This window comes from Microbacterium sp. P5_E9, assembly GCF_054049175.1.
Genome location: NZ_JBFUMV010000008.1, coordinates 115,144 through 139,886, shown reverse-complemented (window position 1 = coordinate 139,886; position 24,743 = coordinate 115,144). Strand labels below are relative to the sequence as shown.

The following is a 24,743-nucleotide window of genomic DNA, read 5'->3' as shown; positions in this document are numbered from 1 at the left end:
GATTCTATTGCGCGGCCCATGCCGGTCGCGGCATGACCGGTTCTCAGCGCAGCCAAAGGAATCATGGGGGAGGATGGTGGTTCCCCTTCTTTCATCGATGAGGTTCTCTGTGCGCACCCGCTCGCTTGCCATCCTGTCCGCAGCCGCACTGTCGGCCCTTCTGCTCGCCGGCTGCACGTCGACGGCGAACGAGGCCAGCCCCTCGCCATCGCCCACCGGAGACGCGGATCTCTGCGCCGCGGTCGCGCCCTCGGGGGCGGCGTCCGAGGCGGTCACCGTCGACGGCGAGGCCGGCACCGAGTCGACGGCGACCTTCACCGCACCGCTCGAAGTCACCGAGCTCCAGACGACGACGATCGTCGAGGGCACCGGCGACCCCGTCCAGGCCGGCGATCTCGTGCAGTTCGCGCTCTCCGCCTTCGACGGCACCACCGGCGAGAAGCTCGGCGCCCAGGGCTACAACGACGATCTCCTTCCGGTGCAGGTCTCTGCGGCGAGCGGCCTCGGTCAGGCGATCGGGTGCGCGACCACCGGCTCGCGCCTCGTCACCGTCTTCCCGGCCGACACGGCGAACAACACCACCGCCCAGGTGTACGTCATCGACGTGCTCGGCACGGCTGAAACCGCAGCCTGGGGCGACCCGCAGGATCCCGTCGACGGGATGCCCACGGTCGAGCTGGCCGACGATGGCGCCCCCACGGTGACCCTTCCGGACGGCGACATCCCCACCGAGTTCAGCAAGGCGACCCTCAAGAAGGGCGACGGCGCCACCGTCGCCGTGGGCGACCAGGTGCTCGTGCAGTATCACGGCGTCTCGTGGGACACCGGCAAGGTCTTCGACGAGTCGTGGGGCAAGCAGCCCTTCAGCTTCACGGTCGGCAGTGGCGTCGTCCCGGGGTTCTCGGACGCCGTCACCGGTGAGACCGTCGGCTCCCAGGTGATCGCGGTGCTGCCGCCTTCGGCCGCATACGGCGAGAAGAGCGACACCAACACCAGCGAACTCGCGGGCCAGACGCTCGTGTTCGTCGTCGACATCCTCGCGGTCGCCCACCCCGCGACGCAGTAGTCCTGCGGTCGGTCGGGCCAGGTGATGGCCCGACCGATCCATCGCAGCGAGGCCCGTCGATGGCGGGGATCAGTGGGCGCGGCTAGGCTGGCGCGATGCGTCGCGTGCTCGTCCTCGGTTCCACCGGTTCGATCGGCACGCAGGCGCTCGAGGTCATCCGCGCCAACCCGCGGCGGTTCGAAGTCGTCGGGCTGGCAGCCGGATCCGATCGGCAGAAGCTCAGCGCTCAGGCCGAGGAATTCGATGTCGAGGACACCGCGCTCGGCGCCGTCGAGGCCGAGCAGCTGGTGCGCGACGTCGAAGCGGATGTCGTGCTCAACGGCATCACCGGCTCGGTCGGGCTGGGGCCGACCCTGGCCGCGCTGGAGATGGGCCGCACGCTCGCGCTCGCGAACAAGGAGTCGCTGATCGTCGGCGGCGACCTCGTCACCGCCATCGCGCGCCCGGGTCAGATCGTGCCGGTCGACTCCGAGCACTCCGCAATCGCTCAGGCGCTGCGCAGCGGCGCGCGCGACGAGGTGCGGCGACTCGTGCTCACGGCATCCGGGGGCCCGTTCCGTGGTCGCAGCCGAGAGTCGCTGGAAAGCGTGACACCCGCGGAGGCGCTCAACCACCCGACGTGGGACATGGGCCGCGTCGTGACGACGAACTCCGCGACCCTCGTCAACAAGGGTCTTGAGGTCATCGAGGCGCACCTCCTGTTCGGGGTGCCGTACGACCGCATCGACGTCGTCGTGCATCCGCAGTCGATCGTGCACTCCATGGTGGAGTTCGTCGACGGATCGACCATCGCGCAGGCGTCACCGCCTGATATGCGGCTCCCGATCTCGCTCGGGTTGGACTGGCCGCAGCGGGTCGCGGGTGTCGGGCGCCCGCTGGATTGGACGGTCGCGACGTCCTGGACCTTCGAGCCCCTCGATGCGAAGGCGTTCCCCGCAGTGCGGCTCGCGAAGCTCGTCGGCCACGCCGGCCGCACCTATCCGGCCGTCTTCAACGCCGCCAATGAGCAGGCGGTCGATGCCTTTCACGAAGGACGGCTGTCGTTCACCGGGATCGTCGAGATCATCGAGCGGGTGGTCGAGAACCACGAGGCCCCCGGTGCCCTGACGCGCGAATCGCTGGCCGACGCCGAGCGGTGGGCGCGGACCGCCGCAGACCGCGCGATCGCGGCATCCGCTCGCTGACGTCAGTAGGTCGTGAGGCCCTGCGCACGGAACTGGTCGCGCACGCGCTCGACGAGCTCCGGGGTTGGCGGCTCGGTGTCGTCGAGTTCGTAGGTGCGGCCGATGGCCTCCCACTTCGACCGCCCCATCTGGTGGAACGGGAGCACCTCGACGCGGGTGACCGTGCCTGGTCGGATCTCGTTGAGGGATGCCGCGTACTCGGCCACCTTCGCGACGCCCTCGACGTCGTCGGTGAGCCCTGGCACGAGCACGTAGCGGATCCAGACCTCAGGTCCCTTCGCGCCGACGCCGTGCTGCGCCAGGCGTCGGCCGAACTCGAGGGTCGGCTCGAGCTCCCGGCCCGTGACGCGCCGGTAGGCCTCGGAGTCGCCGGCCTTCACGTCGAGCAGCACGAGGTCGGTGTCATCGAGCATCGCGTCGGTCGCGTGCGCGCCGAGGTACCCGGAGGTGTCGAGCGTGGTGTGCACGCCCATCTCCTTGGCGCCGCGGAGGAGTCGTGCGGCGAAGGCGGGCTGCATGAGCACCTCGCCGCCGGAGAGGGTGAGCCCGCCGCCGGTCGCGGTGAAGACGGGCAGGTAGCGGCGCACGCGGGCCAGGATCTCGTCGGCCTCGATCGGCTTGCCGTCCTTCATCGCGAGCGTGTCGGGGTTGTGGCAGTACAGGCAGCGCAGCGGGCAGCCGCTGAGGAAGACCGTCATCCGGGTGCCTGGACCGTCGACCGCGGTCACGAGCTCCCAGGAGTGGACCGAGCCCAGAACGCCCGCGCGCATCGCTGCGAGACGCTGGGCCCGGTCCACGTCGGCGACCGAGAGGCCGCCGAGCCCGGCTCCTGCGCGCACGCCGCCCGGCCGTGCCGGCGCGTCCATGCGGATCGCGTCGGCCGGCAGCGGCGTGGGAATCAGGAGCGCGGGCATGTCGATCAGACCGAGCCGTGGAAGGTGCGCGACAGCACGTCGAGCTGCTGCTCGCGCGTGAGGCGGACGAAGTTGACGGCGTAGCCCGACACGCGGATCGTCAGCTGCGGGTAGTTCTCGGGGTGCTCCATGGCATCCTCGAGCGTCTCCCGGTTGAGGACGTTCACGTTCATGTGGTACCCGTTCGAGCCGACGTACGCGTCGAGAAGACCCGCGAGGTTCGCGACCTGCTCGTCGAGCGTGCGGCCGAGGCCGGCCGGAACCACGGTGTTGGTCAGCGAGATGCCGTCCTGCGCCTGGTCGTACGGGAGCTTGGCGACCGAGAGAGCGGATGCCAGCATCCCGTGCGTGTCGCGTCCGTTCATCGGGTTCGCGCCCGGGGCGAACGGCTCACCCGCGCGGCGGCCATCCGGCGTGTTGCCGGTCGCCTTGCCGTAGACCACGTTCGAGGTGATCGTCAGCACCGACTGGGTGGCGACGGCGTCGCGGTACATCGGGTGCGTGCGGACCTTCGTCATGAAGCGCTCGACGAGGTCGACGGCGATGGTGTCGACGCGGTCGTCGTCGTTGCCGAAGGTCGGGAACTCTCCGTCGATGACGTAATCGACGACGAGGCCGCGCTCGTCGTGCACCGGGGTGACCGTCGCGTACTTGATCGCCGACAGCGAGTCGGCGGCGACCGAGAGCCCCGCGATGCCGCAGGCCATCGTGCGCAGCACGTCCTTGTCGTGGAGGGCCATCTCGAGGCGCTCGTACGCGTACTTGTCGTGCGACCAGTGGATGCAGTTGAGGGCCTCGACGTACGTCTTGGCGAGCCAGTCCATGAGACCGTCGAAGCGCGCCATCACATCGTCGTAGTCGAGGACGCCCTCGCCGACGGGAGCGGATGCCGGGGCCACCTGCTTGCCCGAGACCTCGTCGCGTCCGCCATTGATCGCATAGAGCATCGTCTTGGCGAGGTTGACGCGTGCGCCGAAGAACTGCATCTGCTTGCCGACCTGCATGGGCGAGACGCAGCAGGCGATCGCGGCGTCGTCACCCCACGCGGCCCGGATGAGGTCGTCGGACTCGTACTGCACGGCCGAGGTGTCGATCGTCACGCGGGCGCAGAAGTCCTTGAACCCCTTGGGCAGTGCCGCGCTCCAGAAGACCGTCATGTTCGGCTCGGGAGCCGGACCCAGGTTGTAGAGCGTCTGGAGGTAGCGGAACGAGTTCTTCGTGACGAGTGCGCGGCCGTCTTCGCCGACGCCGCCGATCGTCTCGGTGACCCAGGTGGGGTCGCCGGAGAAGAGTTCGTCGTACTCGGGGGTGCGCAGGAACCGCACGATGCGCAGCTTGATGACGAAGTCGTCGATGAGCTCCTGGGCCTGCTGCTCGGTGATCGCACCGGCTTCGAGGTCGCGGTCGATGTACACGTCGAGGAAGGTGGAGGTGCGGCCGAGCGACATCGCCGCGCCGTTCTGCTCCTTCACCGCGCCGAGGTACGCGAAGTACAGCCACTGCACGGCCTCGCGAGCCGTTGTGGCCGGGCCCGAGATGTCGATTCCGTAGCTTGCGGCCATCTCCTTGAGCTCGGCGAGGGCGCGGATCTGCTCGGCGTGCTCCTCGCGCATCCGGACGACCTCTTCGCCGAACGGGGCGGTGTCGAGCTGGAGCTTGTCGAGCTTCTTCGCCTGGATCAGGGCGTCGACGCCGTAGAGCGCGACGCGGCGGTAGTCGCCGATGATGCGGCCGCGGCCGTAGGCGTCGGGCAGGCCGGTGATGATGTGCGAGCTGCGTGCGGCGCGGACGGCGGGCGGGTAGACGTCGAAGACGCCCTGGTTGTGGGTCTTGCGCTGGAAGGTGAAGACGGCCTTAAGGGTCTGGTCGACCTCGTAGCCGTACGTCTCGAGGGCGCCCTCGACCATGCGCCAGCCGCCGTTGGGCATGATGGCGCGCTTGAGCGGCGCATCCGTCTGCAGGCCGACGACGAGGGAGTCGTCCGCGGAGATGTAGCCAGGGGCGTGGGCGGTGATGCCGGCCGGGGTGTGCGGGTCGACGTCGTAGATGCCCTTCGCGCGCTCCTCGGGGAACATCGCCGCGATCGTGTCCCACACCCGGGTGGTGCGGTCGGTGGGGCCGACGAGGAAGGAGGCATCGCCTGCATACGGCGTGTAGTTTCGCTGGATGAAGTCGCGGACGTCGATGGCGTCCTGCCAAGGGCCGGTGGTGAAGCCCTCCCAAGCCGCGGGGAGGTTGTCGGTGCCGGTCGCCTGGGTTGCGGCGGGGGTCACGATGCTCATGGTCTCATTCCTTCGACGTGTGGTCTTACCACAAGGATAGCGTGTGGTCAGACCACGGTCAAGGAGATTCCGCGTGCCAGGACGCCGAAAGGGCAGATTCACGCCGGGGCGCGAATCTGCCCTTTCGGCAGGCAGGGTGGGGCTGGTCAGGCCTCGGGCGGGTAAGGCACGGCCCAGTGCGGCTCGGGGACGTCCCAGCCCGCCGCCCGCAGCGCGCGCCGCGCGAGCTCACGCGCGGAATACGGCGTGCGGACGCCGCGGATGTCCCGATAGTCCTGGTGCCCGGGCCCGGCCCACAGGATCGCATCCCCGTCGCCGACGAGGGCCACCGCCTCGATGATCGCGCGCTCGGGCGGCGAGTATTCGTGGATCTCGGCGTCGGGCTGGGCGCGTCGTGCGCCTTCGATCAGCGTCGCGCGAATCGACGCCGGATCCTCGAACCGCGGGTGGTGATCGGTGATCACGAGGATGTCGCTGCCCTCCACCGCCGTACGCCCCATGTCGTGGCGCTTCGTGGCGTCCCGGTCGCCGTCGGCGCCGAAGAGCATCAGCACCTTTCCGGGAGTGACCCGCCGCACCGCGGCGAGCGTCTTCTCGAAGGCATCGGGGGAGTGGCCGAAGTCGACGTACACGGCGGGGCCGTGCTCGCCGGAGACGAGCTGCGTGCGCCCCGGCAGGTGCGCGTCGATCCGCCCGGACCCGCCCGCGGTGCTGTCGAGGGCGGCGACGAGGTCGGCCCAAGCGTATCCGCCCTCGAGGATCATGACGATCGCGAGGCCGGCGTTGGCGGCCATGTGGCGGCCGATCACCGGGACCACTGTCGTCAGAGTCCGTCCGTCCGTCGAAGACAGCCGGAACTCGGTGCCGGCGGGCTTCTCGTCGAGGATCTCGACGATCCAATCGGCGGCGGCCGCGGCATCCGGGTCCGCGGCGATCGCCGGCGTCCCCACGGTCACGAACGGCACCTCGCAGCGCTCGACCACCTCGAAGCCGGGGGTCGAGTCCAGCGAGATCACTGCGCGCTTCGCCCGGTCGGGGCGGAACAGCGGGAGCTTCGCCTCGAAGTACTCGCGCATGTCGGCATAGTCATCGAGGTGGTCATGGGTGAGGTTGGTGAAGCCGGCGACGTCGAAGACGAGGCCGTCGACCCGGTGCCGGCTGAGAGCCTGAGCGCTCACCTCGACGGCGACGGCTTCGACACCGCGCTCGCGCATGAGGGCGAGGAGCGCGTGGAATTCGGAGGCCTCGGGAGTGGTGAGCCGCGACACGATGACGTCGCCGGCGATGTGGCGCTCGGCGGTCGAGGAGAGGCCGGTGACGACGCCGAGCTGGCCGAGGATCCCCTCGAGCAGGTGCGACACGCTCGTCTTGCCGTTCGTGCCGGTCGTGCCGAACAGGATCGGGAGGTCGTCCTCCGCTCCGGTGCCGTAAACCCAGGCGGAGAGTTCGCCCAGCATGGCCCGCGGGTTTTCCACCACGACCACGGGAAGCCCGGAGCCCTCGGCGAGGGCCGCGCCCTCGGCATCCGTCACGATCGCGACCGCGCCCTTCGCCGCAGCGGCGGGAGCGAACTCGGCCCCGTGGCGGTTGACGCCCTTGATCGCGACGAACGCCTCGCCGGCGCGCAGGTCGGCGGTGGCGAGGGTGATTCCGCTCAGCTCGACGCCGGACGTCTCGCCGCGCGAGGACTGGGCGAAGCGCGCCACGAGGTCCTGCAGCGACCTGACAGGCGGGTGCTCCGGTCGGAGGACGGGCGGGAGATTCGAGGGGRCGGCGTCGGCAGTCGGCATGGCGCATCCATCCTCTCATCCGGCGGTCGTTTCGGATGGGGGTTGCACAGGCTCGGGGAGCAAGGTCACGGCCCACTCCTAGGTGAGCGCGGGTACGGTTGCCCTGTGACCGCCATCGCCTTCCTCATCGGCATCCTCGTCATGGTCGTGGGCCTTGCCGTGTCGATCGCGCTGCACGAGCTCGGGCACCTGCTCCCCGCCAAGCGGTTCGGCGTGCGGGTCGGCCAGTACATGATCGGCTTCGGGCCGACTCTCTGGTCGCGGCGCAAGGGCGAGACCGAATACGGGTTCAAGGCGATCCCGCTGGGCGGCTACATCTCCATGGCGGGCATGTACCCGCCCTCCCCACGGCTTCGCAAGCCGGCGCAGGTCGGAGCGTCGGCCGTCGGGGCGGAGTCCGGGCGATCGGGGCGTGCCGGGGGCGGCTTCTTCGCCACGATGGTGCAGGACGCCCAGACGGCCAACGACGACACCCTGCAGGGCGCCGACGACCAGCGCGTCTTCTACCGGCTCCCGGTCTGGAAGCGGGTCGTCATCATGCTCGGCGGGCCGGTGATGAATCTCCTCCTGGCCATCGTGCTCTTCACCATCATCTTCAGCGGCATCGGCGTCCAGACCGCCACGACGACCGTGGCCGCGCTGTCCGAGTGCGTACCGGCCGCCGGTACGACCGAATGCACGGCAGCCGACCCGCCCGCACCGTCGGTGGCCGCGGGCATCGAGCCGGGCGACGTCATCGTCTCGGTCGACGGCACGGCGGTCGCGACCTTCGCCGAGGCCTCCGCCATCATCCGCACCTCGCCCGGACAGCAGCTCCCGATCGTCGTGGAGCGCGATGGCGAAGAGCTCACCCTGACCGCGACACCGGCGACGATCGAGGGCCAGGTCACCGCTGCCGACGGCGCCACGACCACGCAGGAGATCGGGTTCGTCGGGATCCGCCCGGAGATCGAATACGTGCGCCAGCCGATCTGGGCGGGCGCCGCCACCGCGATCGACAACGTCGGCGCGGTCGCCGGAATCATCTGGCAGCTCCCGATGAAGGTCTACGACGCCGCCGTCTCGGTGATCACCGATCAGCCGCGCGACCCGAACGGGCCGCTCAGCGTGGTCGGCGCCGGCCTCATCGCGGGTGAGGTCTCCGCCAGCGACGCGCCGGTGATCAACCGGGTGTCGGCCATGCTCGGGCTGCTCGCCTCGCTGAACATCGCGCTGTTCGTCTTCAACCTGATCCCGCTCCTCCCGCTCGACGGCGGGCACATCGCGGTCGCGCTGTGGGAGGGCCTCAAGCGCGTATGGGCGAAGCTCTTCCGCCGGCCGCCGCCCAAGCCGGTCGATGCGACCAAGCTCGTGCCGGTCACCTTCGTCGTCGTCGCTGCGCTGCTGATCATGGGCGGCGTGCTGATCCTCGCCGACATCTTCAACCCGATCTCGATCCTCTGACGTCGGAACTTCTCGAGTTTCTTCCGGCGGGATGTCGAAATCGGCCTTGTCCGTTCGCTGTGGGGATGTAACGGTTCCCCTGACGAAAGGATCACCACCGTGAAGTACGTCATCATGTTCACGTCCACGCCCGAACTCGACGCCGCGGTCCCGCCGGAGCGCGCCGAGGAGGTGTACCGCCGGGTCTACGACTGGTTCGGGACGCACGCAGAGAAGATCTCCGACTCCGGTGCCGAGCTGCAGCCCGTCACCACGGCGACCACCGTGACCTACGGGGGTGGCTCGCCCGTCGTCGCCGACGGCCCCTTCTCCGAAGCGAAGGAGGTCATCGGCGGATTCAGCGTGCTGGACGTCGCCGACCTCGACGCCGCCATCGCCATCGTCAAGACCTGGCCGATGCTCGAGCTGCCCGGCACCTCTGTCGAGATCCGTCCGATGGTCGTGGACTACAGCCACATGGAGCAATGAGCACGCCGGATGCCGCGGCCCCGGGCTCGGGAGAGGGCCGGGCCGCGGCATCCGATCGGCTCCTCGCGCAGGTGCTGCGAGAGGAGTCCGCACGAATCGTCGCAGCGCTCGCCGCATGGCTCGGCAGCTTCGATCTGGCCGAGGAGTCGGTCGCCGAGGCGATCGAGGAGGCCGTGCGAGAGTGGCGGGCGAGGGGTGTGCCGCCGAATCCCGCGGCCTGGCTCACGCAGGCGGCCCGGCACAACGCCCTCGATCGCATCCGTCGCGACAAGCGCTACCGCGAGAAGCTGGCGCTGCTCGCCGAGCCCGACGCGGCATGGCCCGAGGCGGATCCCGACGAGCCCGATGAGCGGCTGGCGCTGCTGTTCGGCTGCTGCCACCCTGCGCTCTCATCCGAGTCGCAGTTGGCGCTGACGCTGCGGGTGATCTGCGGCCTCACGACCGCGCAGATCGCGCGGGCCACGCTCAGCACCGAGACCGCAGTGGCGCAGCGGATCGTGCGGGCCAAGCGCAAGATCGGCGCCGCCGGCATCCCGCTCCGGATTCCGGAGCCCGTGGAGCGGCCAGAGCGGCTCGACATCGTGCTGGCGGTGGTCGCGGTCATGTACAACGAAGCGCATCTCGTCGCGGGGGGTGACGCGACGGCCGAGCGCGACCTCGCCGACGATGCGCTGTGGCTCGCACGGGTCGTCGCCTCTGCGCTGCCCCGCGAGGCCGAGGCGCACGGGCTGCTCGCCCTGCTGCTGTTCCATCGCGCGCGCGAGGACGCCCGAGCCGTCGACGGCGAGCTGGTGCTGCTCGGACACCAGGACCGTTCGCGCTGGGATCGACGGATGCTGGCCGTGGCGCGCCGCGAGCTCKAGACGGCGGCGATGCTCAGGCGCCCGGGACGTTGGCAGCTGCACGCTGCGATCGCCGCGTGCCACGCGGATGCGCACGGCGCGGACGAGACGGACTGGCTGCAGGTCCTCACCCTCTACGACATGCTGCTCGCGTACGACCGCTCGCCGATCGTGCGGCTCAATCGTGCAGTGGCGCTCGCAGAGGTGGAGGGGCCGGCGGTCGCGCTCGTCGAGGTCGACTCGCTTGAGGCTCCGCTGGAGGGCTACCACCTCTGGCATGCTGTGCGCGCGCACCTGCTGCGTCGGCTGGGGCGCGACGAGGAGGCGATGGAGGCAGACCTGCGGGCGCTCGAGCTCACCGCGAACGAAGCCGAGCGCCGGCTCATCGCCGGGCGCCTGGCCGGCGGCCGCTAGGCGCCGCGATCGCTCGCGCTGTCGAAACCGCCATCCGCGGCTGTTGCGTTCGGGCGCGTGAGGCGGTTTCGGCCGCGCGAGCCGGGGCTTCGACCTCGCGTGCGGCGCGCGACTCAGGCGTCGACGGGGGTGAGGGCCTGGGCGACGAGACGCTCGAGCGTCGTCATCCCATCGCGCGACAGGATCGACTCGAGGTGTCCCTGGATCGAGGCGAATCCGGGTCCGCGCAGGGCGTAGACGTCGCCCGTCTCGGGGTCGGCCGCGACCTCGGCCTCGCCGACCATGGTCGTGCCGGGCGCCACCCGCGCGGTGAAGGTGTTGTAGAAGCCGATGGATGCCGGGATCCCGAACACGTCGACGGACTTCTGCAGCCCCTGATGCGGGCGGGCGAGCGGGCCGAGGTCGATGCCGAGCGAGTCGGCGAGGATCTGATGGCTCAGGCACACCGCGAGGAGCGGCCGACCCGAGGCGCGCCGGCGGGTCACGATCTCGCGCATCCGGCCGATCCGGGCGCTGTCTGGATCGCGCGGATCGCCGGGGCCGGGGCCGCACACGACGAGCCCGGTCTCGTCGAGCTGCTGGTCGGTGACCTCGCTCCACGGCACGATCTGCACGGCGAGGCCGAGGTGGCGCAGCTGATGGGCGAGCATCGTGGTGAAGCGGTCTTCCACATCGACCACGATCGCCGATCGACCCGCGAACGGGCCCGTGCCCGCGGCATCCTGCGGATTCAGCCAGAAGGAGGCGAGTCGCGCGTTCCGCGACATGAGCAGCTCCGCGATCGCCGGGTCGTCGGCGAGGCGCTTCGGCTCGGCCGCCGGGGCGTCCTCGTCGATGGCGTCGACCTTGACGGGTGCGGGGGCGTCCCGCGGGATCGCGCCGATCGCGCCGAGCACGCCGGCGGCCTTGCCGTGGGTCTCGCCGACCTCGCCGTAGGGGTCGGAGTGGCGCACGAGGGTGGCTCCCACGGGAACCCGGAGGCGTCCGTCGACGAGATAGGCGGTGCGGATGAGGATGGGGGCGTCGAGGTCGTGGGTGGGCTCGTCCACCTCAGGCTCTCCGGCCGCGACCGCCGCGGTCCCTGAGCCTGTCGAAGGGCGCGGGGTGAACAGCGCCGCGACACCCGAGTAATAGCCGCGCGGGGTGCGCTCGTGCCGGGTGATGACGGTGCACGCGTTCTGCATCGGCGAACCGGTCACGGTGGGCGCGAACATCGTCTCGCGCAGGATGTCGCGCGGGTCCAGGCGGCTCCGCCCGCGGAGCACGTATTCGGTGTGGGTGAGCCGGGACATCTCCTTGAGGTGCGGCCCCGTGATGCGGCCGCCGTCGGTGCAGACGGCGCTCATCATCTTGAGCTCCTCGTCGACGACCATGAACAGCTCTTCGGTCTCCTTCGTCGACTCGAGGAACTCTGTGAGGGTATCCGCGGTCGCGCCGCCGGCGGGGTGGCGGAAGGTCCCGGAGATCGGGTTCATCGTGACGACACCGCCCTGTGCGCTGACGTGCGCCTCAGGGCTGGCCCCCACCGCGATGTGCCCGGGGGTGACGATCGCGAAGGTCCAGTAGGCGCCGCGCTCGTACTCCAGCAGCGCGCGGAACCACGTGAGCGCGGTCGTCCGGGCGTCGGCGTCGATCGTCGCGGTGAAGTCGCGGCGGATGACGAAGTTCGCGCCCTCGCCGGCGCCGATCTCGTCCGCGATGACGCGGCGCACGATGCCGGCGTACTCCTCGTCGGCGATGTCGAATCCAGCGTCGTGCAGGGCGACCGGAGCGCTCGGGAGCGCGGCGAGCGCGTCATCCCGCCCGAAAGTCTCGTGGCCGGCCACGATCAGGCAGCGCAGCGGCGCGTGGTCGTCGTGGCATTCGAAGCCGCGCTCCACCACCTGGCGGAAGGGGACGAGCGCCAAAACCTCGCGCGACGTGCCTGCGGCATCCGTCAGCGGTATGTCGGCGAGGCGCTCGACGTCGACGATCTCGCCGGTCAGCAGCTCGACCGTCGAGTCGTCGCGCGCGATCAGCGCGAAGGATTCCGCGCGCGCGAGCGCCGCATGCAGGGGGGAGGGGCTCGGTGTCATCGCCGGCCTTTCATCGGGTCGGGCGGCTCTCTGGAAATGAGAAAGACCGCCCTCGGGCGGTCTGTGGTCTGGGAACGCGAACACACCGCCGTCAGCGGGCGGGCCACCACGTGGTGAGGTTCGCGAACATGCGGTCACGATAGCAGACCAGCGGATGCCGCGGCGCGGCGCACCTGGCGCTCGAGCACAGCGCGGGCACAGCGCGGGCACAGCGCGGGCACTATCCGGTGGCGCGCTCCAGTGCCACAGCCTCGTGGCGATGGCCGACAGTCTCGTACCCCACGACGATCACCGCCGGGGCGCAGGCGATGATCACCAGCGCCCAGCCCAGGGACACGCCGAGCCCGACGGCGAGCACCGCGAGGGCGAGCACCGCGGCAGACCCCAGGAAGAGCCACAGATGCAGGGGATCGAACTGCATCACCAGGACGCCATACAGGATGAACAGGATCAGCTCGAAGGCGAGCACGGGAGCCGCCACCGAGATCACCGCGAACATGTCATCGACTCCGGAGTGGCCGGCGATCGCCTGGGCGGCGATGTGCAGGCCGGATCCGACCGCGATGACCGACCCGAACAGGAAGATGTGGCCATACCCCCAGGGGAATCCTCGGAGCGGATGCCGCGCGAGCACGGGACCCGGCGGGACGACGAAGTACACCCACCACATCCCGAACGCGAGCGCGGTTCCGCCGAACGCGATCAGCCCGGCCTCCAGCGTCCACGAGTCCTCCTCCACAACCGCGGAGATCGCGAGGATCGTGCCGAGGATCACCTCGCCCAGTGTGATGATGACCAGCAGCCCGTAGCGCTCGGCGATGTGATGCGGATGCCACGGCGTGCGGCCGTACTTCAGTTCGGCGTAGAGCGGTCCGGCGAGCTCGAACGCGGTGAGCACCAGGACCAACGCGGTGGTCGTGGGGATGGGCAGGTTCAGGAGGATCAGCGCCACCCAGCCGACCTGGGCTATCGCGACGTTCTTGGCGTACGCCAGGCTGGTGCGGCGCCGTGCGGGGTCGTGCTTCGCGGCCCGGAGCCAGATAGCGACCGTGGATATCCGCATGATGACGTACCCCGCGACCAGGACGCCATTGTTGAGATGCTCGCCCTCCTCGAGGGAAGCGAAGATCGGGGGGACCCCGAGCGCGACGACCAGCACCCCGATCATGATGACGAGCGTGGCGATGCGGAAGAAGATGTCGTCGTTGTCGTAGGCGCTCGCGAGCCAGGAGTAGTTGATCCACGCCCACGACACGGCGAACGTCGTGAAGGCGAAGCCGATGAGCGCGGTGGAGATGTGCCCCAGCTCGAGCGCGTGCGCCGTCTGCGATGAGATCTGGCTGAACGCCACGACGAACGTGAGGTCGAACAGCAGCTCGAGCGGAGTCGATGCGCGGTGCGACTCCGCGGGGTTGCGGCCGGTCATGCGAGCGACGTGGTGGCTCAGGCTCATGCGGGAAAGCTACACCGCGGCGCGGCATCCGACTGATCGTCCGCGGGCTCGGCCTCCCGGCCGCGGCGTAGGGTGGAGGGCGTGCCAGCTGTCAATCTCGGGATGCCCAAGGTCCCCGAAACCCTCGCCCCGCGTCGCAAGTCCCGACAGATCAAGGTCGGCAAGGTGCTGGTCGGCGGCAACGCTCCGGTCAGCGTCCAGTCGATGTGCACGACCCCGACGACGAACATCAACGCCACGCTCCAGCAGATCGCCGAGCTGACGGCCTCTGGCTGCGAGATCGTCCGCGTCGCCGTGCCGAGTCAGGACGACGCCGATGTGCTGCACATCATCGCGAAGAAGAGCCAGATCCCGGTCATCGCCGACATCCACTTCCAGCCGAAGTACGTCTTCCAGGCGATCGACGCGGGGTGTGCGGCCGTGCGTGTGAACCCGGGGAACATCCGCAAGTTCGACGATCAGGTGGGCGCCATCGCGAAGGCGGCGAAGGATGCCGGAGTCTCGCTGCGCATCGGCGTGAACGCCGGGTCGCTCGACCCTCGGCTGCTGGAGAAGTACGGCAAGGCCACCCCCGAAGCGCTCGCCGAGAGCGCGCGCTGGGAGGCGAGCCTCTTCGAGGAGCACGACTTCCACGACTTCAAGATCTCGGTCAAGCACAACGACCCCGTCATCATGGTCCAGGCCTATCGACTGCTCGCACAGATGGGGGACTGGCCACTGCACCTCGGGGTGACCGAGGCAGGCCCCGCCTTCCAAGGGACCATCAAGAGCGCCACGGCCTTCGGCATCCTGCTCGGTGAAGGCATCGGCGACACGATCCGCGTCTCGCTGTCGGCGCCGCCCGCCGAAGAGGTCAAGGTGGGGCACCAGATCCTGCAGTCGCTCAACCTGCGCGAGCGCAAGCTCGAGATCGTGTCGTGCCCGTCGTGCGGCCGGGCACAGGTCGACGTCTACACCCTCGCCGACGACGTCACCGAGGGACTCAAGGACATGACGGTGCCGCTCCGCGTGGCCGTCATGGGCTGCGTCGTGAACGGCCCCGGCGAGGCTCGGGAGGCCGACCTCGGCGTCGCCTCAGGCAACGGCAAGGGCCAGATCTTCGTCAAGGGCCAGGTCATCAAGACCGTGCCCGAGTCGGAGATCGTCGCCACCCTGATCGAAGAGGCCAATCGGCTCGCCGCAGAGATGGGCCCCGCGGCCCCCGTCGGCACGGCGCAGGTCGTCACCAGCTGACCGGGATCAGCAGCAGGGTCCTCGGCCCCTTCGGCCAGTGGGCCGTGCGCTAGCGTGCTCATACCCTGCGATCCGCCGAGCCCGAGGCATCCATGACCGATTCCACGCCCTCGACGTCGCTCACGCGCCCGGTCACGGCCGGGATCGTCACGGCGCTGGTGGGGTTCACGAGCTCTTTCGTCGTCGTGCTGACCGGCCTTCGCGCCGTCGGCGCCACGCCGGCGCAGGCGGCGAGCGGGCTCCTTGCGCTCTCGGTGACGATGGGACTCGCGTGCGTCGTACTCGCGTGGCGATTCCGGATGCCGATCACCGCGGCGTGGTCGACGCCAGGCGCTGCGCTCCTCGCCGCGACCGGACTCGTCGACGGCGGCTGGCCGGCGGCGGTCGGTGCGTTCCTCGTGGTGGCGGCGCTCATCCTGCTCACCGGACTGTGGCCGCAGCTCGGACGGCTCATCGCTCGGATCCCGCCATCAATCGCACAGGCGATGCTCGCCGGCGTCCTGCTCCCACTGTGTCTCGCACCGATCACCGGCATCGTCGTGAACCCGTGGGGCGTGATTCCGGTCGTGCTCACGTGGCTGGTGTTCGCGAGGCTCGCGCCGCGCTGGGCCGTCCCGCTGGCGTTCCTCGCGGCGGCGATCGTCGTGGGGATCTCGCTGGTGCAGCAGGGAGCCCCCCTCGACGCCGGGCTGCTGATCCCCCGAGTCGAGCTGACCATGCCCACCCTCACGCTCGGCTCGTTCATCGGCATCGCGATCCCGCTGTTCATCGTCACGATGGCCTCGCAGAACGTGCCGGGCGTCGCGGTCATGCGCAGCTTCGGCTACACGGTGCCCTGGCGGCCGGCGATGCTCGTCACCGGGGTCGCCACCGCGCTCGCCGCCCCGGCAGGAGGGCACGCGGTCAACCTCGCGGCGATCAGCGCCGCGCTCGCAGCGGGTCCTGAGGCGGATGCCGATCCCCAACGGCGATGGATCGCCGGCGTGTCCACTGGCGGCTCCTACCTCGTGCTCGGGGCGGCGTCGGCGGCGTTCGCGGCCCTCGTGCTGCTCGCTCCCGTCGCCGTGATCCCGGCCGTGGCGGGACTCGCGCTGTTCGCCGCGTTCGGCTCCGCCGTTCAGCAGGCGATCGACGACCCCGGTGAGCGCCTTCCGGCCGTCATCACGTTCCTGGTGGCGGCATCCGGGATCGCCATCGCGGGCATCAGCGCCGCGTTCTGGGCGCTCGTCGCCGGCTTGATCGTGCGTTTCGTCCTGCACGTCGGGCGGCGCGACGCCTGAGCCCGTGCCCGTCTGCGGTGCCGATCAGGGAGTTCGTCGAGGACCCCGACATCATGCGTCCGCGCGAGCAGTGACGGGCGTGAACTCGACGGTGCCGGTGGCGATGTCCGCGCGTTCGAGGCGGACACCGACGGTCGAGCCGGCGTCGGCGGTGACGCCGCTCACTCTCGCCGTGATGGGCGGATCAGTCAGCTGAACCCGAGCCACTCCGCCCTTCGCACCGAGGACGACAGCCGAGAATTCCGACCCTTCGTGACCGTGCAGGAGCGCCGCTTCGACCCGGTCGAGGGAGGCGGCGTCGAGCTGTCCCGCGCGCTGATCGTTGCGGCCCATGAGCTTCGGGATGTCGGGGAGGCTCTTGCGCGCCCACTCCGGCACCTCCCGGCCGTTCGCGAGCGCTTCGCAGATCACGAGCGACCACCGATCGACGAGCCGGCGCAGAGGAGCGGTCGTGTGCGCGTACGGTGCGCCGATGGCGGCCTGGAGCGTCTGCGCCGGCGGACTCCCATCGAACGCGACGTAGCTCGCACCGCGGAAGAGCGACGCGGCCGCACTGCGCACCGCCAGCGCAGCCGGCGCCTCTCGGTCGAGGGTGCGCAGATAGTCCCCGTAGCGCACGTCTTCGGGCCACGGGATGCCGAGGGCGACCGTCTGCGCCCGGAACGCGGCGACATCGGCGATGTCGGCCGCCGGCATGGCGCGGAGGATGCCGATGCGGCCCGCGAGCATGACCTCTGCCGCCGCCATCCCGGTGAGGAGCGAAACCTGCGCGTTCCAGTCCTCGATCGGCAGCGGGGGATTGCGCTCCAGGCGGTAGGTGCCGTTCTCGACGACGATGTCCGTCTCGGGAACGTTGAGGCTTGCGCCACCGCGCTCGCTCTCGCGCTCGCCGCGAAGCGGCCCGAACCACGCAAGCACCTGCAGGGTCTCCGGCGCCGAGCCGTCCTCGACCGCAGCCTGCGCATCGGCATAGGTCCACCGCTTCCGCGAGCGGATCACGGCGCGGGTGAGTGTCGTCTCCACAGGACGTGCGCCCTCGTCCAGAGTGAACCGCCACACGAAGGCGCGACGGTCGGAATTCTCGACGAGGGATGCCGCGTCCTCGCTGAGCAGCGGCGGGTGCAGCGGGATCCGTCCGTCGGCGGCGTACAGCGTCTGGCCGCGCAGCCGCGCCTCGGCGTCCAGCGCCCCGCCCGGAGTCACGAAAGCCGGGAGGTCGGCGATGGCATAGTGCAGCACCGCGCCGGATCCGATGCGCTGGAAGTGCATCGCCTGGTCGAGGTCGAGCGAACCCTCCGGGTCGATGGTGAGGAACTCGATGTCGCGCAGGTCGGCGAGTCCGGCCGCGGCTGGGTCGGTCGACACGGAGCGCGCGGCATCCCGCGCCTCGGACAGCGCGGCGGGAGGGAACTCGCCTGGCAGGTCGAGCGATTGCCGCAGCGCCGCGAGCGACTCGACGAGCGCTCCTGTCGCAGTGGCCGGGACCAGGCGGGAGCGACGGGCGGGCATCTGGTCAGTGTATGGGGGCAGGTGGGAGCACGGGCCGGACCGATCGGCCGGGTCGCGGCATCCGTGTCTCTAGACTTGATCCTCGTGGTCACCCGTCTCTCGCACTTCTTCCTCCGCACGCTCCGTGAAGACCCGGCAGATGCCGAGGTCACCAGTCACCGCCTGCTCGTGCGTGCCGGCTACATCCGTCGCGCCGCGCCCGGCATCTTCACGTGGCTGCCGCTCGGCCTGAAGGTCAAAGCGAAGATCGAGGGCATCATCCGGGACGAGATGTCGAACGCGGGTGCCTACGAGGTGCACTTCCCGGCGCTGCTGCCGCGCGAGCCCTATGAGCAATCCGGGCGCTGGACGTCCTACGGCGACGGCATCTTCCGGCTGCAGGACCGCAGAGGGGCCGATTACCTTCTCGCCCCCACCCACGAGGAGATGTTCACGCTCCTGGTGAAGGACCTCTACTCGTCGTACAAGGATCTGCCGCTCGCGATCTACCAGATCCAGGACAAGTACCGCGATGAGGCGCGCCCGCGTGCGGGCCTCCTGCGCGGCCGTGAGTTCACGATGAAGGATGCCTACTCGTTCGACTACACCGACGCGGGGCAGGATGCCTCGTACATGGCGCAGCGTGACGCCTACGAGCGCATCTTCCAGCGGCTGGGACTCGAGTACGTCATCGTCGCGGCCGACAACGGCCTCATGGGTGGAGCGCGCTCGGAGGAGTTCCTGCATCCGATCGCCGTCGGCGAGGACACCTTCGTGCGTTCGGCTGGGGGCTATGCCGCCAACGTCGAGGCGTTCACGACGATCGTGCCCGAGCCGATCCCGTTCGACGGTCTCAGCGAACCGGTGATCTTCGACTCTCCCGACACGCCGACGATCGAGACCCTCGTCGCCCACTCGAACGCCCACCTCGCGGGCGAATACACGGCAGCCGACACGCTCAAGAACGTCGTCCTTGCACTGACGCACCTCGACGGCACCCGCGAACTCGTGATCGTCGGTGTTCCCGGGGATCGCGACATCGACGACAAGCGGGTCGAGGTGGCCTTCGCACCGGCCGCCGTCGAGGCCGCCACGCCCGATGACTTCGAGAAGCACCCGCTCCTGGTCAAGGGCTACATCGGCCCGTGGTCCGAGACCGGTGCGATCCTCGGCGAGGAGTCCGCCACCGGCATCCGGTATCTCCTCGACCCGCGCGTCGTCGACGGCACGAGCTGGATCACCGGGGCCAACATCGACCAGAAGCACGTTCATACCCTCGTCGCCGGTCGTGACTTCACGGGCGACGGCTTCGTCGAGGTCGCGACCGTTCGCGCGGGCGACCCGGCACCGGACGGCTCCGGCCCGATCGAGCTCGCTCGCGGCATGGAGATCGGCCACGTCTTCCAGCTCGGCCGTTTCTTCGCCGAGACGCTCGGCCTCAAGGTGCTCGACGAGAACGGCAAGCTCGTCACCGTCACGATGGGCTCGTACGGCATCGGCGTCACCCGCATCCTCGCGATCATGGCTGAGCTCAACAACGACGAGAAGGGCCTCATCTGGCCCGAGTCGGTGGCACCGTTCGACGTGCACGTCGTGGCGACGGGACGGGATGCCGTGGCCTTCGAGCTCGCCGAGCAGGTGTCGGCCGGGCTCGAGGCAGCCGGCTTCGACGTCCTCTACGACGACCGCCCGAAGGTGTCGCCCGGCGTGAAGTTCGGCGACGCCGAACTGGTCGGCGTGCCGCGGATCGTCATTGTCGGTCGAGGAGCTGCGACCGGCGAGGTCGAGCTGTGGGACCGTCGCACCGGCGACCGCGAGGTCGTCCCGGCTGCCGAGGTCGTCGCGCGGCTCACCGCGCGCTGACGGACGCCCTCACCCGGTCAGACTCGGCTGGGGATCGCCGGGACGGGCGCTCAGAAGCTCACCGTCTCGTCGCGCATCGTGTCGTCGGGGGTGTCCTTCGTGACGAGGGCCTTGAGCATGCCGGCGGCCATGACGATCTTGCCGTGCTTCGGCTCCCAGAACTCGGCAGTCACGGGCGTGACCCGAAGCAGCGCGATGTCGGGTGTCTCCAGCCCGTTCTCGAACCAGATGTCGAGGGACGCCGTGTAGAGCTCCTCCATCTTCGCGCGATCGTGAACGACGCTCGCGGTGCCGGCGACCGAGACGAACCGCATCCCCTTCGCGTCCGCGTACGACAGCCCGACGTCGCCGTCGGCCTCGGCTTCATGCGCCTTCTTCGAGTCGTCGGCGAGGAAGAACCAGATGTCTCCGTTCTCGTCCATCTGGCGGGTGCTCATCGGCCGGCTGACGAGGCTGCCAGCGGCGTCCTTTGTCGTCAGCATCGTGAAGTCGATGTCTTCGACCAGCTCCTTCAAGCGTGCGGCCGCGTCGTGCTGAGTCATCGTGTCGTCTGTCATAAGTCCAGGCTCGTCGCGGCCACGTGAACGCCGAAGGGGGTTGACACGGCGGGGACTCAGGCTCAGCGGTCGACCTTCCCAGCGTCGCCGGAGGCGGCATCCGGTAACGTAGTAGGGTTCCGGCGGCAGTTTGGCGTCGGTGAGAGCTGAATATGGAGGCCAGTGTGGATGTCGATCTGGGACTGCTGCGGACGATCGAGCGTGAGAAGGAGATTCCCTTCGAAGAACTCGTCCGGATCATCGAGCAGGCGATTCTGACCGCCTTCGCCAAGCACACTTCGCCGACCGGCGAACTGCCCGAGGGTGCTCGCACGGAGCTCGATCGCAAGAGCGGGCACGTGTCGATCTTCGTGCCCCTCCGCGATGAAGAAGGAGTCGTCATCGGCGAGGAGGAGGCGACCCCCGACGATTTCGGACGGATCGGCGCCTTCGCGGCGAAGCAGGTCATCAGCCAGCGCCTGCGCGACATCGCCRACGACGCCGTACTCGGTGAGTTCCGCGGCAAGGAAGGCGACATCGTCGCCGGCATCGTGCAGCAGGGCCCGAACCCGCGCATGGTGCATGTCGACCTCGGCTCGATCGAGGCGATCCTCCCGCCCGAGGAGCAGGTCGCCGGCGAGCAGTACACCCACGGCTCGCGCCTGCGGGTGTACGTCACGGCCGTCTCGAAGGGCACCAAGGGCCCCCAGATCACGGTGTCCCGCACGCACCCGGGCCTCGTACGCAAGCTCTTCGCGCTCGAGGTGCCCGAGATCGCCGCGGGCCTTGTGGAGATCGTGTCGCTCGCCCGGGAGGCCGGCCACCGCACCAAGGTGGCCGTCAAGGCCAACGACCCGACAATCAACGCCAAGGGCGCCTGCATCGGCGAACTCGGCCGTCGCGTGCGCGCCGTCACCGAGGAGCTCAACGGCGAGAAGATCGACATCGTCGACTACAACCCCGAGCTCGCGAAGTTCGTCGCCAACGCCCTTTCGCCCGCGAAGGTGACGTCGAGCTTCATCCTGGATGCCTCGAGCAAGGCCGTGCGCGCGCTCGTGCCCGACTACCAGCTGTCGCTCGCGATCGGCAAGGAAGGCCAGAACGCGCGACTCGCGGCGAAGCTGACCGGCGCGAAGATCGACATCCAGCCCGACAGCATCCTCGAGGACGCCTGAGGCCTGGCGGCGGTCCCCCAGCCCTGAGGTGTACGATGGAAGCCGTACGAACGTGCGTCGGATGCCGCACGCGTGCCCCCCGGTCCTCCCTGCTCAGGGTGGTCGTCTTCGAATCCTCACTCGTCCCAGATGAGCGAGCGTCGTTGCCCGGGCGGGGTGCGTGGGTGCATGAGACGTATGAGTGTGTGGATGCCGCCATCCGGCGTCGCGCCTTCGTGCGGGCATTGCGTGTGTCAGGCCCGCTTGACATGCAGACCATCGAGAAACGGCTGAATGGCTATGGAAACAAAGTGAACGGCTCGAAATGAGTCCCGTCCGCAACTAACGGTCTGCCCTGTCTGGGTAGACCTCAGACAGGAGAATTGTGGTAAACGCAAAACCACGCGTGCACGAGATCGCCTCCGAACTCGGAGTCGACAGCAAGGTGGCCCTCGCCAAGCTGAAGGAGCTCGGCGAGTTCGTCAAGAGCCCCTCGTCCACCATTGAGCCGCCCGTGGCTCGCAAGCTTCGCGCCGCCCTCGAGGCGGATGGAGCGTCGCACTCGGCACCCGTCGAGCAGAAGCCCGCGGCTTCGGTGCGCCCGGCCGGTCGCCCAGGCCCCGTGCGTCCCGCTGCACCCGCAGCCCCGACTCCGGCAGCCGCCGCGCCTGCGCCTGCAGCCGCTGCTGCCGCGACCCCGGCGGCGCCCGCCGCTCCGGCTGCGCCTGCCGCAGCGACCCCCGCCCCGGCGGCACCGGCGGCTCCCGCTGCACCGGCCGCACCCGCGGCCGAGGCCCCGGCAGCTCCCTCGGCTCCTTCCGCCGACGCCGCACCGACACCGGGAGGGGCGGCTCCCGCTCCTCGTCCCGGCGGCGCCCCGCGCCCCGGCAACAACCCGTTCGCTTCGGCGCAGGGCATGGGCCAGCGCCCGGCCGGCCCGCGTCCGGGCAACAACCCGTTCGCTTCGGCGCAGGGGATGGGCCAGCGCCCGACCCCGAGCCCGGGCAACATCCCGCGTCCGCAGGCTCCGCGTCCCGGCGCCCCGCGTCCGGGTGCACCGGGCGCACGTCCTGGCGGTCCCGGCCGTCCGGGTGGCGCCGGTCGTCCCGGTGGCGCTCCGTTCCAGCAGCGCCCGGGTGGGCCAGGTCGTCCCGGCGGTGCCGGTGGCGGCTTCCAGCGTCCCGGTGGCGCTCCTGGTGCCCCGGCAGCCGGCGGTTTCGCCGGTCGTCCCGGTGGCGCAGGTGGCCGCGGTCGCGGTCCTGGCGGTGGCACCGCAGGTGCCTTCGGCAAGGGTGGCGGCAAGTCCAGGCAGCGCAAGTCGCGTCGGGCGAAGCGCCAAGAGTTCGAGATGAGGGATGCCCCGATCGTCGGTGGCGTCAACGTCTCGCGCGGAAACGGCGAGATCATCAGGATGCGCCGCGGCGCGTCGATCTCGGACTTCGCCGACAAGATCGAGAACATCACCGGCTACACGGTGCAGCCCGGCACGCTGGTGACCATTCTCTTCAACCTGGGCGAGATGGCCACGGCCACCGAGTCCCTCGACGAGGCGACCTTCGAGGTCCTCGGTGTCGAGCTCGGGTACAAGATCCAGATGGTCTCGCCCGAGGACGAGGACAAGGAGCTCCTCGAGGGCTTCGGTCTCGACCTCGACGCAGAACTCGAGAACGAGAGCGAAGACGACCTCGAGATCCGTCCGCCGGTCGTCACGGTCATGGGCCACGTCGATCACGGTAAGACCCGTCTGCTCGACGCCATCCGTCAGACCAACGTGGTCGCCGGCGAGGCCGGTGGCATCACGCAGCACATCGGTGCGTACCAGGTCTGGACCGAGCACGACGGCATCGAGCGCGCGATCACCTTCATCGACACCCCTGGTCACGAGGCGTTCACCGCCATGCGTGCTCGTGGTGCGCAGGTGACCGACCTCGCGATCCTCGTGGTCGCGGCAGACGACGGAATCATGCCGCAGACGGTGGAGGCGCTCAACCACGCCCAGGCCGCCGGCGTGCCGATCGTGGTCGCGGTGAACAAGATCGACAAGCCCGACGCCAACCCGGCCAAGGTGCGCCAGCAGCTTACCGAGTACGGCCTCGTCGCAGAGGAGTACGGCGGAGATGTGATCTTCGTCGACGTCTCGGCACGTGCCGGCACGAACATCCAGGAACTGCTGGATGCCGTGCTGCTGACCGCCGATGCGGGTCTGGACCTCACGGCCAACCCGAACAAGGCCGCCCGCGGTGTCGCGATCGAAGCGAAGCTCGACAAGGGCCGCGGATCCGTGGCCACCGTCCTCATCCAGTCCGGAACGCTCCGGGTCGGCGACTCCATCGTGGCGGGAACGGCCTACGGCCGCGTCCGTGCCATGGCGGACGAGAACGGCGATGCCGTCCTCGAGGCCTACCCGTCGCGCCCCGTGCAGGTGCAGGGGCTCAACTCCGTGCCCCGTGCCGGTGACACGTTCATCGTCACGGACGAGGACCGCCTCGCCCGTCAGATCGCTGAGAAGCGTGAAGCGGCCGAGCGCAACGCCCAGCTGGCCAAGGCCCGCAAGCGCATCTCGCTCGAGGACTTCACCCGTGCACTCGAAGAGGGCAAGGTCGAGTCGCTCAACCTCATCATCAAGGGCGACGTGTCCGGTGCCGTCGAGGCGCTGGAGGAGTCGCTCCTCAAGATCGAGGTCGACGACTCGGTGCAGCTGCGGATCATCCACCGCGGTGTCGGTGCGATCACCGAGTCCGACGTCAACCTTGCGACGATCGACAACGCGATCATCATCGGGTTCAACGTCCGCCCCGACTCGAAGGCGCGCGAGCGCGCCTCCCGCGAGGGCGTGGACACGCGGTTCTACTCGGTCATCTACAACGCGATCGACGACGTCGAGCAGTCCCTCAAGGGCATGCTCAAGCCGGAGTTCGAAGAGGTGCAGTCCGGTGTCGCCGAGATCCGCGAGGTGTTCCGCTCCTCGAAGTTCGGCAACATCGCCGGTGTCATCGTCCGCTCCGGAACGATCACGCGCAACGCGAAGGCGCGCGTCATCCGCGATGGCGTCGTGCTCGCCGATGGCCTGGCCATCGAGTCGCTGCGTCGCTTCAAGGACGACGTCACCGAGGTGCGCACGGACTACGAGGCCGGTATCGGACTCGGCAAGTTCAACGACATCCAGATCGGCGACGAGATCGAGACCACCGAGCTCATCGAGAAGCCGCGCGGCTAGTTCCACTGCGTGAGGGGCGCCTCCGGGCGCCCCTCACCATG

General features: G+C 69.6%; 18 protein-coding genes. 11 read left to right on the top strand and 7 right to left on the bottom strand.

What is annotated here, in order from left to right:
* Nucleotides 1-97: 97 nt before the first annotated feature.
* Nucleotides 98-1,066 carry an FKBP-type peptidyl-prolyl cis-trans isomerase gene (locus tag ACXJ3V_RS12250; RefSeq protein WP_457100585.1) on the top strand — a complete coding sequence of 323 codons (969 nt, stop codon included), beginning with the start codon at nucleotides 98-100 and terminating at the stop codon, nucleotides 1,064-1,066.
* 95 nt (nucleotides 1,067-1,161) lie between these two features.
* Nucleotides 1,162-2,250 (top strand): 1-deoxy-D-xylulose-5-phosphate reductoisomerase, encoded by a 1,089-nt coding sequence (dxr, locus tag ACXJ3V_RS12245; protein WP_457100584.1) that lies wholly within the window; start codon nucleotides 1,162-1,164, stop codon nucleotides 2,248-2,250.
* A gap of 2 nt (nucleotides 2,251-2,252) precedes the next feature.
* Here the strand turns inward: dxr and pflA are convergent, their stop codons facing one another.
* The 3 genes from pflA to ACXJ3V_RS12230 form a co-directional block, all read right to left on the bottom strand.
* Nucleotides 2,253-3,116 carry a pyruvate formate-lyase-activating protein gene (pflA, locus tag ACXJ3V_RS12240; protein ID WP_457100602.1) on the bottom strand — a complete coding sequence of 288 codons (864 nt, stop codon included), beginning with the start codon at nucleotides 3,114-3,116 and terminating at the stop codon, nucleotides 2,253-2,255.
* 53 nt (nucleotides 3,117-3,169) lie between these two features.
* A complete protein-coding gene (gene pflB, locus ACXJ3V_RS12235) occupies nucleotides 3,170-5,446 on the bottom strand; it encodes a formate C-acetyltransferase (RefSeq protein ID WP_457100583.1) in 2,277 nt (758 codons plus the stop codon).
* A gap of 146 nt (nucleotides 5,447-5,592) precedes the next feature.
* Complete coding sequence (locus ACXJ3V_RS12230; protein WP_457100582.1) at nucleotides 5,593-7,236, bottom strand: Mur ligase family protein; 1,644 nt, start codon at nucleotides 7,234-7,236, stop codon at nucleotides 5,593-5,595.
* Nucleotides 7,237-7,341: 105 nt separating this feature from the next.
* Between ACXJ3V_RS12230 and ACXJ3V_RS12225 the strand changes: the two genes are divergently transcribed.
* The 3 genes from ACXJ3V_RS12225 (at nucleotide 7,342) to ACXJ3V_RS12215 (ending at nucleotide 10,403) form a co-directional block, all read left to right on the top strand.
* Entirely contained in the window at nucleotides 7,342-8,679 is a 1,338-nt protein-coding gene (locus tag ACXJ3V_RS12225; protein ID WP_457100581.1) for a M50 family metallopeptidase, read from the top strand.
* A gap of 99 nt (nucleotides 8,680-8,778) precedes the next feature.
* Nucleotides 8,779-9,147, top strand: a complete 369-nt coding sequence (locus tag ACXJ3V_RS12220) for a YciI family protein (protein ID WP_457100580.1) — start codon at nucleotides 8,779-8,781, stop codon at nucleotides 9,145-9,147.
* Entirely contained in the window at nucleotides 9,144-10,403 is a 1,260-nt protein-coding gene (locus ACXJ3V_RS12215; RefSeq protein ID WP_457100579.1) for an RNA polymerase sigma factor, read from the top strand. The genes ACXJ3V_RS12220 and ACXJ3V_RS12215 overlap by 4 nt, the downstream gene beginning before the upstream one ends.
* A 113-nt stretch (nucleotides 10,404-10,516) precedes the next feature.
* Here the strand turns inward: ACXJ3V_RS12215 and ACXJ3V_RS12210 are convergent, their stop codons facing one another.
* Nucleotides 10,517-12,478 carry an anthranilate synthase family protein gene (locus ACXJ3V_RS12210; RefSeq protein ID WP_457100578.1) on the bottom strand — a complete coding sequence of 654 codons (1,962 nt, stop codon included), beginning with the start codon at nucleotides 12,476-12,478 and terminating at the stop codon, nucleotides 10,517-10,519.
* Nucleotides 12,479-12,698: 220 nt separating this feature from the next.
* Entirely contained in the window at nucleotides 12,699-13,931 is a 1,233-nt protein-coding gene (locus ACXJ3V_RS12205) for a low temperature requirement protein A (protein ID WP_457100577.1), read from the bottom strand.
* Between the two features lie 81 nt (nucleotides 13,932-14,012).
* Here ACXJ3V_RS12205 and ispG point away from each other — a divergent pair, with 81 nt between their 5' ends.
* Nucleotides 14,013-15,164 carry a flavodoxin-dependent (E)-4-hydroxy-3-methylbut-2-enyl-diphosphate synthase gene (gene ispG, locus ACXJ3V_RS12200; RefSeq protein ID WP_457100576.1) on the top strand — a complete coding sequence of 384 codons (1,152 nt, stop codon included), beginning with the start codon at nucleotides 14,013-14,015 and terminating at the stop codon, nucleotides 15,162-15,164.
* A gap of 92 nt (nucleotides 15,165-15,256) precedes the next feature.
* On the top strand, nucleotides 15,257-16,444 hold the full coding sequence (locus ACXJ3V_RS12195; protein WP_457100575.1) for a benzoate/H(+) symporter BenE family transporter: 1,188 nt from the start codon (nucleotides 15,257-15,259) through the stop codon (nucleotides 16,442-16,444).
* A 51-nt stretch (nucleotides 16,445-16,495) separates the two neighbouring features.
* Here the strand turns inward: ACXJ3V_RS12195 and ACXJ3V_RS12190 are convergent, their stop codons facing one another.
* On the bottom strand, nucleotides 16,496-17,953 hold the full coding sequence (locus tag ACXJ3V_RS12190) for an RNB domain-containing ribonuclease (RefSeq protein ID WP_457100574.1): 1,458 nt from the start codon (nucleotides 17,951-17,953) through the stop codon (nucleotides 16,496-16,498).
* A gap of 84 nt (nucleotides 17,954-18,037) precedes the next feature.
* Here ACXJ3V_RS12190 and ACXJ3V_RS12185 point away from each other — a divergent pair, with 84 nt between their 5' ends.
* A complete protein-coding gene (locus ACXJ3V_RS12185; RefSeq protein WP_457100573.1) occupies nucleotides 18,038-19,795 on the top strand; it encodes a proline--tRNA ligase in 1,758 nt (585 codons plus the stop codon).
* A 50-nt stretch (nucleotides 19,796-19,845) separates the two neighbouring features.
* On the opposite strand, the gene ACXJ3V_RS12180 is transcribed toward ACXJ3V_RS12185, so the two are convergent.
* Entirely contained in the window at nucleotides 19,846-20,352 is a 507-nt protein-coding gene (locus ACXJ3V_RS12180) for a pyridoxamine 5'-phosphate oxidase family protein (protein WP_457100572.1), read from the bottom strand.
* Nucleotides 20,353-20,516: 164 nt separating this feature from the next.
* Here ACXJ3V_RS12180 and nusA point away from each other — a divergent pair, with 164 nt between their 5' ends.
* The 3 genes from nusA to infB all read left to right on the top strand — a co-directional run bounded on the left by nusA (nucleotide 20,517) and on the right by infB (nucleotide 24,702).
* Entirely contained in the window at nucleotides 20,517-21,506 is a 990-nt protein-coding gene (nusA, locus tag ACXJ3V_RS12175; protein WP_457100571.1) for a transcription termination factor NusA, read from the top strand.
* Nucleotides 21,507-21,541: 35 nt separating this feature from the next.
* On the top strand, nucleotides 21,542-21,814 hold the full coding sequence (locus ACXJ3V_RS12170; protein WP_457100570.1) for a YlxR family protein: 273 nt from the start codon (nucleotides 21,542-21,544) through the stop codon (nucleotides 21,812-21,814).
* A gap of 77 nt (nucleotides 21,815-21,891) precedes the next feature.
* A complete protein-coding gene (infB, locus tag ACXJ3V_RS12165; RefSeq protein WP_457100601.1) occupies nucleotides 21,892-24,702 on the top strand; it encodes a translation initiation factor IF-2 in 2,811 nt (936 codons plus the stop codon).
* The last annotated feature ends 41 nt before the right edge of the window (nucleotides 24,703-24,743 follow it).